Below are 14,099 nucleotides of genomic sequence, written 5' to 3' on the forward strand. Positions count from 1 at the left end.
ATCAGCAGCGGCCACGCCAGGGGTATGCCCAGGTTCCCGAGCGGTAGCGGGGGACGTACCACTTCATCCAGACGCTGGTCCCCATGTTGATGTGCAGACACTGACCACGGTTGGCGGCCCAGTTCGCGATCACCTGGATCGTCGCCAGATAGATGGTCAGCACCGATGCCACGCCTATGATGATGGGCGCTGCCGGAATGAAGATCACCGACAGAAGGCCTGCGACGGCCCCGATGATGGTGTAGGTGTACCAGCCGTAGTTGCCGATGCGGTAGGTCCACCTCTTGTTGACCACGAGCTTCACCGAGACGCCGCCCCATCCGGTTCCCCAGCCGCCCGGTGCCCAGAACTTGGCGGTGACCCGGCCCCACGAGTAGGAGCGGGTTTTCGACCGACTCCACCGTCCGTCGAGGTCGGTGCAGTTGACGGGGTCCCCGGAGCAGTACTCGTAGGCGTTGGAGCTGCCGCCGTAGACCGGGTCGGCCGACAGGAAGCGTCCGATGGCCGGGTCATAGAGCCGCGAGCCCATGAGGATCGACCCGGTGGGCGTCTCGCTCGACCGCTGCTTCTCACCGAGCCAGTTGTAGCGGGTCGCCGCCTGCCCGGCGCGAGGGTTGCCGTACTCGTCGTTGTCGAGCGCGACGGGTGCGACGGAGGCATCCAGGGGGAGCTGCAAGGCGATGTCTCCGTGGATGCTCGCCAGTTGGAGCACCACGTCACCGGTCTTGCTGGTGACGGCGCCCATCGAGCCGGCCGCGGACTCGACGATCCGGCTGACCGCCCCGCCGCTGTTCTCCGTGACCCAGCGCGGGCTGTCGGAGTCGCTGTCGTAGTGGTTGACCTTCGCCTGTGTCTGGGTCCAGGTGGAACCGCTGCCGGTCTCCACCGTCCAGGAGCGGAAGCGCAGGGCGGCGTCGAGCTTCCAGGTCTGACGCGTCCCGCCCGCAGTCTGCTGGTGGGCCAGGTCGTTGGCGTAGTAACCGATCGTGGTACCGCCGGGCCGGGCCGTGGTGCGGCCGAAGGCGTCGTAGGTGTGGCCGGCGGCGATCAGCCGGTCGGCTGAGTCGTACGTCTGGCTGGTGGTCGTTCCTCCCGTCGTGGGGCAGTCCGCGCCGGACGTGCCCGCGGCGCTGGTCAGGGACTTGCGGTTGGCGCGGGCGTCGTAGGTGTAGCCGCGGACCGTGCAGACGGTGCCCGCGGTGTCCTCGACCTTCGTAAGACGGCCGGCGGCATCGTAACCGTACGACTGGTCGGACCACCCGGAGTGCCGGGTGACCCGGCCCTGCACGGAGCGGGCGACGCTGTCCGAGTAGACGACCAGGCCGTCGCTGTCCCGCGTGTAGGTGCGCCGGGTGACGTCGCCGTCGTCGTCGCGCGTCTGCTCCATGGTGTAGCCGCCGGGGAGCTTCTCGCTGACGATGGCCCCGTCCGCGTTGTACGTGGCACTGAACGAACCCGCCACCGAGTCCGTCACCCTGGTCGCCAGACCCCGGGGTTCGGCCGAGTGGTCGTAGGTGTACGTCACCGAGGACGGCACGCTGTCACTGACCCTGGTGGGCCGGTCGAGCAGGTCGTACTCGGAGGTCGTCGTACCGCCGTCGGCGTCGGTGTAGGAGGTCTGACGGCCCAGCGCGTCGTAGGCGCGGGTGATGGTGCCGCCGGTCGCCGAGACCGACTTGAGGACCCGGCCGGAGGCCGCGTCGTACTCGGTGGTGACCTCGGGCACGGCCTGGCCGAGGCCTCCGGCGACCTTGACCGTGACCGGACGTCCCGCCCCGTCGTACTCCGTGGTGCTGGTGCGGGTGACGCCGTTCGCCGTCTCGACGGTCTTGGTGAGGTTGCCCCAGCGGTCGTACTCGAAGCTGCTGGTGGCCGACTGGGAGGGGTTCGAGCCGCCGCCGGTGATCGCCCCGGCCGGGCCGACGGAACACAGGAGGTCGGCCCACTCGGGCCGGCCCTGACAGGTGCCGGTGCCGGTGCCGGACCAGTACACGGAGACCCGGGTGGTGGCCTCGGACGGTGTGGCCCCGGGCAGGATCTGCTTGCTGACCCGGCCCTGCGCGTCGTACTCGGTGGTCGTGGTCAGCGCCAGACCGTCCGGGTCCTCGACGGACTTCAGGGGCAGCCCTTTCGCCCAGTCGATGACCGTCCTGGTCACCTGCTTCTCGCCCTGCACGGCCGGGTGCTCGCGGACCTGGGCGCCGGACGTGACGGTGGTGAGCTGTCCCTCCACCTGGGCGGAGCCGTCCGTCGGGCGGCCCTCGTCATACGTGTTGACGGTCCACGGGCGGGCCGTGACGGAAGTGCCGGCCGCCACCAGGGTGGTGGAACCGGACTTCAGGTCCGCCGTCAGGTCGATGCGCTTGAGCGGGCCGAGTTCCTCCAGCTGCCGGGTCCCTTCGGAGTTGTAGACGGAACGCGTGGAGAGCAGTTCCGCGCGTTCGGCGGTCGACAGGCCCTCGATGCCCAGTTCGGCGAGGGTCGCGGTGTCGCTCCCGGAGGTGCCGAGTGCGAGAGCGCGGTTCGTCGCGGAGAGCTCCCGCACCGTGTTGCCGTAACGGTCGTACTCGGTGGCGGTGATGGAGCCGCCGGGCGCCGCCGTGTTCACCGGCTGTCCGGAGATACCCAGATAGTGGACAGTGGCCCGCTTGTAGTTGCTCGCCGCCAGCGAGGCACCGGAGTTGGACACCGGCACCACGTCCGCGGGAAACACGGCGGTGGCGTCGACCGGGGCGCTGGTCTGCCCCCACTTGCGCACGTCCGAACCGCCCATGGCGTACGGCGCCGTCGCGCCCGTGCCCGGCACGTCGTAGACGACGGTGGTGACTGCCTCGCCCTGCTCGGTGTCCGTGCTGCCCGGGGAGAGGGCGGCACGGCGGACGCTGAGCAGCATGCCGTCACTACTGGCGGAGCCGACCTTGCCGTAGGTGAAGGTCCACGGCTTCTCACCCTTGGCCCGGTAGGTCACGACCCGGCCCGCGCTGTCGTAGGTGTACTCCGTGCGGGAGTCGGCGGAGAGCCGGGGGTCCCACTGCTGGCGCAGACGGCCGTCGGTGTCGTACCGGTAGGTCGCCACGGCCACCGCGGTCGCCGCGGACGCGCCGGCTGCGGTCGACCACAGCCGCAGTTCCTTGACCTGACCGGAGTAGTCGCCCATGGCGGAGCCGGTCGCCGTGGTGCTGTCGGCGTAGACGAACTCCAGGACGCGGCACCCCTTCGTCGCGGGAGCGGACTCACAGGCCGTGGCTGTCACCGCCGAGGTCGGGGCAATGATCATCTTGGGCCGGACGAGACTCTTGCCACCGGTGGGCACCGACTCGGTGACCGTCGTGGTGGTGGAGTTGTCCAGTCCGTCCACGAAGGACCGCGACGCACGCCAGGTCGGCGGCGACGACGAGGGGACCGGGGCGAAGGTGGTGACGCGTCCCTCGGTGTCCCGCAGGGTGAAGTTCCCGGAGAAGTTGCCGGTCAGTGTGTAGTCGGACAGCCACGCCTCCGGCACCCAGCCGGTCTTGTCCTTGTTCGCGGTGAAGTGGTACTCGGTGTCGCCCGCGGTGGTCCCGATGCTGAGTGAGGTGGCAGACGTCTTCACCAGGCTGTCGTAAGGAATGGCCACCTGGCTGGAGGCGGCCCCGTAGAGCCACTCCTTGCCGAAGACCGCGACCTGGCCGCCCTCGTCACCGATGAGCTTCGCCGCGGCCTGTGGGTCGCGCGAGGAGGCACTTCGGGCCACGGACAGGCCGAAACCCGAGGCGTCCGACGCCGACAGGGTGTAGTCGCCGGTCAGGAGGTTGACCGAACCCGGACCGATCTCCGTACCGGCGGCGTCGTCACCGTCCTCGTTGACGACGACGGACAGCGGCTCGGTGCTGCCGGAGGCATTGTTGGGGCCGGTGAAGTCTGCCTTGATCTGGATACTGCCGTCGGGATCGACGGTCTTGGCCGCGTCCCACACCAGCGGGGCGTTCCGGCCGCCGGTCAGCGCGACCGGCCAGGCCGTGAGCGCGTTGTCGCCGGAGGTCACGTCGCCGGGCGGAATCCTCGTCCAGTCGTCGGCCGCGGAGCGCCGCCAGGAGAAGGACACCTTGTCGTACTTGGCGGAGTCTCCCTCACCGACGAGTGACAGCCGGCGCGCGGTGCGCTCGCCCTCGCTGGGCTGCACGAAGCCGCCGGGACCCGCGTGGAAGGTGTACTCGACCACCGTGGACTTGTTGTCCGCCTTGTCCACAGCTCGGACCTGGAGGGTGTGGGTGCCGTCCTTGGGCGGGGTGATCGACAGGGCCTTGGCCGTGCTCGCACCCCCAGTAGTGACCTTGGTCCAGGTCACGTCGTCCAGCGACCACTCGAGCCAGTTGTGGTCGGTGCCGGAGGGCGGGGTGACGGTGAAGGTGCCGGCCTGGCCGGCGCCCTTGACCCACTGATCAGCCGGGTAGTCCGTGGAGACGATCTTCGTGGGAGCGGAAGGCGCCGTGGTGTCGACCGTGAAGGTCTTCCACGCCGACCAGCCGTTGTTGTAGTGCGTGCCGTCATAGGGGGAGGTGCGGAACTTGTAGGTCTTGCCGTTCGTCAGCACTCCCGAGGGGACGGTGACGGAGGCGACCTGCCCGGACGGCACGTACTTCGAGACGAGGACGTTGCCGACCTGGGTGTCGGTGGCGTTGTCGAAGATCTGGAAGGTGCCGTTGACCTTGTCACCGTCGGCGTCGACGAAGGTGTCCCGCAGCGTCGGGGTGAGGGTGTTCACCGTGTAGGCGCCGCCGTAGGAGAAGTACGGCGGGCCGGCCTCCTGCTTGGTGCCGGTGCGCGGCCGGTAGTTGTAGGTGACGACCAGCTTCGGCGGGTTCGTGGCCGCGTTGGCGGAGTTGACGCGCTTCCACTGTGCCACGACCGACTCGTCGGTGGCGCGGATGCCCATGTGGCCGCGGGTGGCCTTGGCCGAGGCCCACTCCTGCACCAGCGTGGTCACGTTGGCGTTGATCCAGCCGTCGGGCTGGCTGGTGCACGAGGTGTTGCCGCGGGTCTCGGTGGAGGTGGCCTTCTTCGCCGTCATGACCGGCCGGTTGGTCCACCGGCTGGAGGTGGATGCCGCGGGCGAGGACCAGACCTCCCACGGGTAGGCCTTGCAGTCGAGGTTGTTGCCGGAGTGGAAGTTCCACAGGCTCAGCTTGGCGTCCAGGACCAGCGCGTCCTGGACGGGTGTGGTGTTCCAGGAGATGAAGGACTGCGCGGTGCGCGGGGTGCCGTCGGCGTTCTTGGTGCCCGGGTTGCCGAAGTCCAGCTCGACGTCGGTGGACCAGTCGACGGTCTCGCCTTGCTGCACGTAGGTGTCGAAGACGTTGGACAGTGAGGAGGTGGACGGGTCGATGGTGACCGGGTACTTGGTGTCCGGGTCGGTGAGGAAGTCCGCGTCCGGGGTGATCAGCAGGTCGACGGAGGCGCCCTGCTGGACCACCTTCATGCCGACCCTGGCCTTGCGGGTGTGCTCGCCGGAGCGCTGGTCGACGGTGGAGTCCCACATCACCGGCGCGGGCATCACCGCCCGCTTCTTGTTCTTCTTGTCGGTGAACAGCACGCTGCCGTCGGCGAGTTGCTTCGCCTTCAGGCCCTTGGCCTTCAGCGGCAGCGTGTAGGAGTAGTCACCGGTTCCGGGGCGCTGCTTGAGTTCGACGAACTGCTCGAAGCCGGTCCGGGTGGCCTCGACGACCACGTCCGCGCCCGGTACGGCGTTGACGTACTCCGCCCGGGTGCCGTCCAGCTTCGGCTCGGGCAGGCCGCCCTTCCACTGCAGCGTGATCTGCTGATCACCCTCGCCCAGGGTCACCAGGTCGGTGGCCTTGGCCTGCTGAGCGGCCTTCAGTGACTTCGCCGGGGTCCCGGACCTCCCGGCCAGGCGCAGCCCGCCCGGATGCGCCATGGGCTCGACCGTCCCGTCGTCGCCCCGGACGAGGTCCAGGTCGACATCGCGCCACTCTCCGGTGGCTCCGTCCTCGAACCGTACGGGCCCGGCGGTGAGTTCCGTGGTGAGCGAGCCGTCCTTGTTCGCCCACGTCGTGGAGGTCTCGGTGCGCTCGGACAGCGCCTCGACCCGCTTCCCGGACAGGCGGGCGGCCACTCGGGCGGAGGGGATGTCGGCGGCTTGCGTGGCTGCCGCGCTCTTCGGCTTCTCGCGGTCCTGCGGGGCGGCAAATGCCATATGGGCCCCGTCGAGCAATGTGACGGCTAATGCGAGAGACAGGCTTCCCGCTATCCAGCGGGTGGTTCTGCCAGTTCCAGCACGTCTGCGTCGCCATGGCGCAGGCTTGCGCATCATCTGATCTCCGGTTCTTCTCTGCCTGCCATACAACGTCACAGGTGTGACGTTGCGGCGAAGCTACCGTGAGGAAAAAGCCCAGGTAATCGCCCCAGACACCCACAAGCGGAACCAGCCCCGCCGACAGGATGAAGTGATCTTGATCACTCGAAACGGCCTGGTCGTCGTGCCGTACGTGGCCGGTTTTCGCTCTTCCCGCCGATGCGTCGATCCGCTCGTGCAACCTTCACCCGGTGCTGTCGGTCTCCTGTGCGACCATCCGTTCGGATGGTCGACTTCCGCTCTGCTCCTCCCCCCTGAAGAAGGACCTGCGAACTGACATGCGCACTCCACGTCACTTCTGGAAGACGGCCGCCGTCGTCGCGGCCGGACTGTCCGGAGCACTCGTCCTGCAGAGCATGACGGGGCAGCAGACCAGCAGCGATCCCTCCGACGGCGCACCGGGGCCCGTCACCAGCAAGGCGGAGACGACCGAACTGCGGATGTCCGGGGACGGCACCTCCGCCTCTCTGGGCAAGCGGGACACCGGACCGTTCAGCATGCTCGGCGTGACCTGGTCCGACCCGTCCGCCCGCGTCGGCGGCACGGTCGAGGTCCGCACCCGGCAGGCCGGTACGCAGACCTGGTCGCGGTGGCTGAGGCTGGACGGCGACAGCGGTCAGGGCGAGAGCGGAGCCCTGCGCGGCGGCACCGAACCGGCCTGGGTGGGCCCGTCCGACGGCGTCGAGGTACGGGTCGACGGCAAGGGCACCACGCGGCTGCCGAAGGGGCTGCGCCTGGACATGGTCGACCCCGGCAGCGGCAAGGTCACGGCGCTGGAGCCGGCGGCGTACGCGGCCGAGGAGACCGAGACGCCCGACCCCTCGGCCTCCGATCCGGACACCGAGCCCGGCACGGACCCGGGCACGGACCCCGGTACGGACCCGGGCACCGTTCCGCAGCCGGACGAGACCGTCTCCGAGCCACCCGCCCCCGAGCCGACGGTGCCCGCACCGTCCTCCTCCGACCCCTCCGACCCCTCTGAGCCCCCGGCGCCGGAGCCCTCGGCGTCCGAGCCGTCCGCCTCCTCCTCGCCCACCGCCTCACCCAGCCCCTCGGTGAGCGTGCCGCCCGCACCGCCCTCCACCGCGCCGCGTCCGCCGATCACCGACCGCGCCGGCTGGGGTGCGGACGAGTCGATCAGCCCGGAGGAGCCCGGCTATCTGCCCGGCGACCGGGTCAAGGCGGTCGTGGTGCACCACACCGCCGAGTCCAACGACTACACCTGCGCCCAGGGCCCGGCCGTGGTCCGCGGCATCTACGCCTACCACGTCAAGCAGCTCGGCTGGAAAGACCTGGGCTACAACTTCCTGGTCGACAAGTGCGGCACGGTCTACGAGGGCCGCAAGGGCGGGGTGGACCGGCCGGTGATGGGCGCCCACGCCTACGGCTTCAACGCCGAGACCACCGGTATCTCCGTCCTCGGCACCTACACCTCCACCGCTCCCTCCACGGCGGCCATGACCTCCGTCGCCCGCATCGCCGCCTGGAAGCTCGGCCAGTACGGCGTCGACCCCACCGGCACCGCCACCCTCACCGCGGGCGACGGCGGACGCAGCTACTACGGGAAGACCTGGGCCAAGGGCGCCCAACTGTCCCTGCCCGCCATCCACGGCCACCGCGACGGCTACAACACCCAGTGCCCGGGCGACGCCTTCTACAACAAGCTCGCCACCGTCCGCGCCTGGGCGGGCGGCCCGGTCTCCGGCCTCACCCTGAAGTCGGTCACCGGCACCGGGGCGTCCGGCTCGACCACCTACACCAAGAGCTCGGTGACCGTGAACTGGTCGGCCACCACCCCGGCCGCCCTCATCACGAAGTACGAACTGCTGGTGAACGGCAAGGTCGCCGCCACCGCCGCCGGCACCGCCACCTCCGCCAAGGCCACCCTGACCGCGGGCACCCACAAGGTGGCCGTCCGCGCCGTCCACCAGTCCGGCAAGACGGCCACCACGGCCGCCGCGACCGTCGTCGCCGAGACCACCGCCCCCACCTTCACCACCAAGCCGAACCTGGCCCTGCGCACCGGCACCGTCAACACCGCCGCCGTCCCCCTCACCCTGAAGTGGAAGGCCACCGACGGCGCCGCACTGAAGGAGGTCCGGCTCACCGCCCCGACCGCCAAGACCTACGGACCCACGGTCACCAGCGCCCAGCACACCGCCAAGTCCGGCGCCGCCACCACCTGGTCGATGAAGGCCTACGACCAGGCCGGCAACACCGCCACCGCCTCGGTCGCCGGCACCCCGGTCATCCTCCAGGAGAGCTCCGCCACGAAGTCCGGGACGTGGACGACCAAGTCCTCCACCAGCTACCTCGGCGGCAAGTCGTACACCAGCTCCACCAAGAACGCCTCCCTGAGCTGGACCTTCACCGGCCGCTCCGTCGCCTGGGTCGTCTCCCGCGCCGCCACCTCCGGCCAGGCGCACATCTACGTCGACGGCAAGAAGCTCACCACCGTGGACCTGAAGTCGTCCACCACCAAGTACCGCGACGCGCTCTGGACCAAGACCTGGAGCAGCAGCGCCAAACACACCGTCAAGATCGTCGTCGTCGGCACCGGCGGCCGCCCGGCCATCACCACCGACGGCCTGGTCTACCTCAAGTAACCACCCCCCGCCTCCGGCGACTCTTCGCGGCCCGGGGCCCGTCCGCACACACTCGGACGGGCCCCGGGCCTGTTCGAGCCCGCAATCGGGCGCGGGCTCCTCCTGGTCGGCGCCCTGACCACGCGGTGGGGCCGGGGACCTCGGACCGTGGGCAGAACGGTGTACGCCGAGTGGGAGGCCCACGATTCCCGCCGCCCCCTGCGGGACTCCCACGGAACGGGAGAGGCGGGAGAGACCGCACGAGCGAGGCCGTCAGAACGGGTCCAGCCGACCCATCGCCCCACCCGATGCACAGCGGGCCCCGGACCGGCGCGAAGGCCGGGGCCCGCCGGTCAGGCGGAGATGCCGTCCACTCGGGTCAGGCCGTCGATGCGGGCCATCGCGTCATCCGCGCCGTACGGCTGGAGGTACGGCAGCCAGCGCGGGTCGCGGTGGCCGGTGCCGATGATGCGCCAGGCCAGGCCGGTGGGCGGGGCCGGTTTGTGGCGCAGCCGCCAGCCCAGCTCGAACAGGTGCCGGTCGGCCTTCACGTGGTTGCAGCGGCGGCAGGACGCCACCACGTTGTCCCAGACGTGCTTGCCCCCGCGGCTGCGCGGGATGACGTGGTCGACGCTGGTTGCGACGCCACCGCAGTACATGCACCGGCCCCCGTCGCGGGCGAACAGCGCGCGGCGGGTCAGTGGAACGGGCCCCCGGTAGGGGACCCGCACGAATCTCTTGAGCCGGACCACGCTGGGTGCGGGGACTGTGACGGTCGCGCTGTGCAGGTAGGCGCCGGACTCCTCGAGGCACACGGCCTTGTTCTCGAGGACGAGGACGAGCGCGCGGCGGAGCGGTACGACGCCGAGCGGCTCGTACGACGCGTTGAGAACCAGGACATGCGGCACGGATGCCTCCTTGTACGCCGGCGACGCGTGGCTCGCGCCGGGACGATCCGTAGTCAGTCTCCCCTCATGCCTGGTCGTAGCGCCACCATGTCCCGGTAACGGGCTGAAAGTGTTTTCGACCACACCCCCTCCGGCCTCGGGATCACGGCCTGTCCGGGTGCAGGTGAGAGGCATCTCTTCTTCACGTATCGCGCCGGTCCCCCCACAATGCACCGTTAGTGTGGTGCTTCTGCCCGCACCGGTGACCTTCCCCTGACCTTTTCGTGACCTTGAAGACCTTGACCGCCGCACCGGGGGCAGAACCTGCACCTGGAGGTACCTGCCGTGTCCTTGCCCGCCGTCCTACTGGCCGAGGGGTCGTCGCCGACGCCCTCGGATTCCGGGACCCCGATGGTGCCCAGCCTCAAGGACGCCCACGAGAGCGCCACCAACGCCGCCGGCTGGGTGGAGGAGAACTGGGCGACGTGGCTCGCGATCGGCCTCAGGGTCCTGCTCATCGTGGTGATAGCGGCAGTACTGAGAGTGGTCGTGCGGCGGGCGATCACCAAGCTCGTCGACCGGATGTCCCGGACCGGTACGACCGTGGACGGCACCGGCCTCGGGGGTCTGCTGGTCAACGCCGAGCGGCGGCGTCAGCGCTCGCAGGCGATCGGCTCGGTGCTGCGGTCGGTCGCGTCGTTCGTGATCCTCGGTACGGCCGCGCTGATGGTCCTGGGCACGTTCCAGATCAATCTGGCCCCGCTGCTGGCCTCGGCCGGTGTCGCCGGTGTCGCGATCGGTTTCGGCGCCCGCAACCTGGTCACGGACTTCCTCTCCGGCGTTTTCATGATCCTCGAGGACCAGTACGGCGTCGGTGACACCATCGACGCGGGCGTCGCCTCCGGCGAGGTCATCGAGGTCGGTCTGCGGGTGACCAAGCTGCGCGGCGACCACGGCGAGATCTGGTACGTCCGCAACGGCGAGGTCAAGCGCATAGGCAACCTCTCCCAGGGCTGGGCGACCGCCAACGTCGACGTCACGGTCCGCTCGGACGAGGATCTCGACCAGGTGAAGGACACGCTCGTCGCCGTCGCGGAGAGGATGAGCAAGGAGGAGCCCTGGAACGAGCTCCTGTGGAGCTCCATCGAGGTCCTCGGCCTCGACTCCGTCCTGCTGGACTCGATGGTGGTCCGGGTCTCGGCGAAGACGATGCCCGGCAAGTCGCTGACCGTGGAGCGCGAGCTGCGCTGGCGCGTCAAGCGGGCCTTCGACGCGGCCGGCATCCGCATCGTCGGCGGCGCCACGGCTCCGGTGGAGATGGAGGGCCCCGATCCGGCGGCGGCCGTCGCGCCCCCGTCCGCCTACGCGAGCAGTGTCTCGCCGCAGTCCGTCGCGGCGTCCCCGCTGCCCCCGCCGAACACCACGAAGTAGACCGGCGGCACGGAGAGCCACGGCGGAGGGCGGCACCCGGGAGTTCCGGGTGCCGCCCTCCGCCGTGGTCGCGCCCACTCTGGTCATGACGCCCGTGATCCTGATATGCCTCTCGCGCAGGAGGCGTTCGTCGAGGGTGTCACGCCCACCGGAGCAGAGGGTTGACGACATGAAACTCACCGTGGTCGGGGGCGGTTCGACCTACACGCCCGAACTCGTCGACGGCTTCGCCCGGTTGCGGGACACCTTGCCCGTCGAGGAGCTGGTCCTGGTCGATCCGGCCGCGGACCGGCTGGAGTTGGTGGGTGGGCTGGCCCGGCGCATCTTCGCCCGGCAGGGACATGCGGGACGCGTCGTCACCACCTCCGACCTGGACGCGGCCGTGGACGGCGCCGACGCGGTGCTGCTCCAGTTGCGGGTGGGCGGTCAGGCGGCCCGGCAGCAGGACGAGACCTGGCCGCTGGAGTGCGGCTGCGTCGGCCAGGAGACCACCGGTGCCGGCGGCCTCGCCAAGGCGCTGCGCACGGTCCCGGTGGTGCTCGACATCGCCGACCGGGTCCGGCGGAGCAACCCCGACGCCTGGATCATCGACTTCACCAACCCCGTCGGCATCGTCACCCGGGCGCTGCTGCGGGCCGGGCACCGGGCGGTGGGGCTGTGCAACGTCGCCATCGGCCTCCAGCGCAAGTTCGCCGCCCGCCTCGGCACCGACCCCGCCGACCTCCACCTCGACCACGTGGGCCTGAACCACCTCACCTGGGAGACCGCGGTGCGCCGGGGCGGCCCCGACGGCGAGGACGTCCTGCCCGCCCTGCTGCGGGACCACGGCGACGCCGTCGCCGCGGACCTCCGGCTGCCCCGCGCCGTCCTGGACCGGCTGGGTGTGGTCCCCTCGTACTACCTGCGCTACTACTACGCCCACGACGAGGTCGTACGGGACCTGCGCACCAAGCCGTCCCGGGCCGCCGAGGTGGCCGACATGGAACGCCGGCTGCTCGACCTCTACGCCGACCCCGCCCTCGACGAGAAACCGGCCCTGCTGGCCGAGCGCGGCGGCGCCTACTACTCGGAGGCGGCCGTGGACCTGGCGGCGGCCCTGCTGCACGGCGCCGGCAGCCCGTACCAGGTGGTGAACACCCGCAACGGCTCCACGCTCCCCTTCCTCCCCGAGGACGCGGTGATCGAGGTCCAGGCCGCCGTGGGCCCGAAGGGCGCGAGCCCGCTGCCCGTGCCCCGGGTGGACCCCCTCTTCGCGGGCCTGATGGCGAACGTCACCGCCTACGAGGACCTCGCCCTCGAAGCGGCCCTGCACGGCAGCCGCGAGCGGGTTTTCCGCGCCCTCCTCGCCCACCCGCTGATCGGCCAGTACGAGTACGCCGAGCGGCTCGCCGACCAGCTCCTCGCGCACAACCGGGAGTACCTGACGTGGGCGTGACCGCGGGCGTCCTCGCCGTCGACGCCGGCAACAGCAAGACGGACGTCGCCGTGGTCGACCGGCACGGCGAGGTCCTGGCCACGGTCCGCGGCGCCGGTTTCCGGCCGCCCGCCGTCGGCGTGACGCCGGCCGTGGACGCCCTCGCCGAGACCGTCGCCACCGCCCTCACCGCCGCCGGCGTCACCGCCGTCTCCCACGTCTCGGCCTGTCTGGCCAACGCCGATCTCCCCGTGGAGGAGGAGCGGTTGACGGCGGCCCTGACGGCACGCGGCTGGGGCGCCACCGTGCAGGTCCGCAACGACACGTTCGCGATCCTGCGCGCCGGTGTCACCGAACCCCGCGGGGTCGCCGTCGTCTGCGGCGCGGGCATCAACTGCGTCGGCATGCGCCCCGACGGACGTACCGCCCGCTTCCCGGCGCTCGGCCGCATCTCCGGTGACTGGGGCGGCGGTTGGGCGCTGGCCGAGGAGGCCCTGTGGCACGCGGCCCGCGCCCGGGACGGCCGCGGCGCCGCCACCGCCCTCGCCGACACGCTCCCGGCCCACTTCGGCCTGTCCGGCATGCCGGCCCTCATCGAGGCCCTGCACCTGGGGCACCTCCCGTCGGCCCGCCGTCACGAACTCGCCCCGGTCCTGTTCGCCACGGCGGCCGGGGGCGACGCGGTCGCCGGTGCGATCGTCGACCGCCAGGCCGACGAGGTGGTGGCGATGGCCGTCGTGGCGCTGACCCGCCTGGACCTGCTCACCGAGGAGACACCCGTCCTGCTGGGCGGCAGCGTCCTGGCCGCACGGCACGCCCTGCTGGACGACCGGATCCGCGCCCTGCTCGCCGAGCGCGCCCCCAAGGCCGTCCCCCGAGTCGTCACCGCCGCACCGGTCCTGGGCGCGGCCCTGCTGGGCCTGGACCGCCTGGCGGCCCCACCGGAGGCCCACGCCCGGCTGAGGGCCCACTACGAGCGGCGTTAGCCGCCTGTCCGGCGGATCAGGCCGGTGCGGCGCGGCCGACCGACACGTCTCGCCCTCGTCGGGTGGGCGCCGTCCGTTTCCCCGGCCTGATCCGCCGGACAGGCCCGAAGGCCGGGCAGCGGGCCTGACGACCGGCGCGAGGACCGCTCGCGGGAACAGCCCGGGAAGCAGGTCCGGCGGCCCCTGCCGGTCCGGTCGGCCACACACCGGTGACGGCCCCTCACCGGCGCCCGGAACCAACCGGATTCCACCGGCGTGTTCATGGGCAGGGGTCGTGCGGGGGGGCGTGCGGGGGCCGGTCCGCGGGGAGGGCCGGGGCGCCGCGGCAGCCGGAACTCCCGGCGACCGCACGGCAGTCGAACCAGTAGTCGATCCGGCAGTCGAACCGGCAGCCGGATCACCACCGAACCGACAGCCGGATCGGCGGGCCGTCGGCCGGTCGGA

6 protein-coding genes are annotated in these 14,099 nt (G+C 71.1%); 4 read left to right on the forward strand and 2 right to left on the reverse strand.

Annotated elements, in window-relative coordinates; all coding sequences use genetic code 11:
• Nucleotide 1: 1 nt before the first annotated feature.
• Nucleotides 2-6,193, reverse strand: coding sequence for a DNRLRE domain-containing protein (locus DIZ27_RS16315; protein ID WP_181383547.1), 6,192 nt, complete (start codon nt 6,191-6,193; stop codon nt 2-4).
• A 437-nt stretch (nt 6,194-6,630) separates the two neighbouring features.
• On the opposite strand from DIZ27_RS16315, the gene DIZ27_RS16320 reads away from it, so the two are divergent.
• Nucleotides 6,631-8,958: a peptidoglycan recognition protein gene (locus tag DIZ27_RS16320; protein ID WP_181383548.1), complete on the forward strand. Its 2,328-nt coding sequence runs from the start codon at nt 6,631-6,633 to the stop codon at nt 8,956-8,958.
• A 332-nt stretch (nt 8,959-9,290) separates the two neighbouring features.
• On the opposite strand, the gene DIZ27_RS16325 is transcribed toward DIZ27_RS16320, so the two are convergent.
• Nucleotides 9,291-9,845, reverse strand: a complete 555-nt coding sequence (locus tag DIZ27_RS16325; RefSeq protein ID WP_109379131.1) for an HNH endonuclease — start codon at nt 9,843-9,845, stop codon at nt 9,291-9,293.
• A 324-nt stretch (nt 9,846-10,169) separates the two neighbouring features.
• Between DIZ27_RS16325 and DIZ27_RS16330 the strand changes: the two genes are divergently transcribed.
• The 3 genes from DIZ27_RS16330 to DIZ27_RS16340 all read left to right on the forward strand — a co-directional run bounded on the left by DIZ27_RS16330 (nt 10,170) and on the right by DIZ27_RS16340 (nt 13,655).
• Nucleotides 10,170-11,255, forward strand: a complete 1,086-nt coding sequence (locus DIZ27_RS16330; protein ID WP_109379132.1) for a mechanosensitive ion channel family protein — start codon at nt 10,170-10,172, stop codon at nt 11,253-11,255.
• Nucleotides 11,256-11,424: 169 nt separating this feature from the next.
• Entirely contained in the window at nt 11,425-12,690 is a 1,266-nt protein-coding gene (locus DIZ27_RS16335; protein WP_109379133.1) for a 6-phospho-beta-glucosidase, read from the forward strand.
• The gene (locus tag DIZ27_RS16340) at nt 12,681-13,655 is read left to right on the forward strand and encodes an N-acetylglucosamine kinase (RefSeq protein ID WP_109379134.1); all 975 of its coding nucleotides are present in this window, start codon (nt 12,681-12,683) and stop codon (nt 13,653-13,655) included. The genes DIZ27_RS16335 and DIZ27_RS16340 overlap by 10 nt, the downstream gene beginning before the upstream one ends.
• Nucleotides 13,656-14,099: the final 444 nt, after the last annotated feature.

This window comes from Streptomyces sp. NWU339 (genome assembly GCF_003143855.1).
GTDB lineage: Bacteria > Actinomycetota > Actinomycetes > Streptomycetales > Streptomycetaceae > Streptomyces.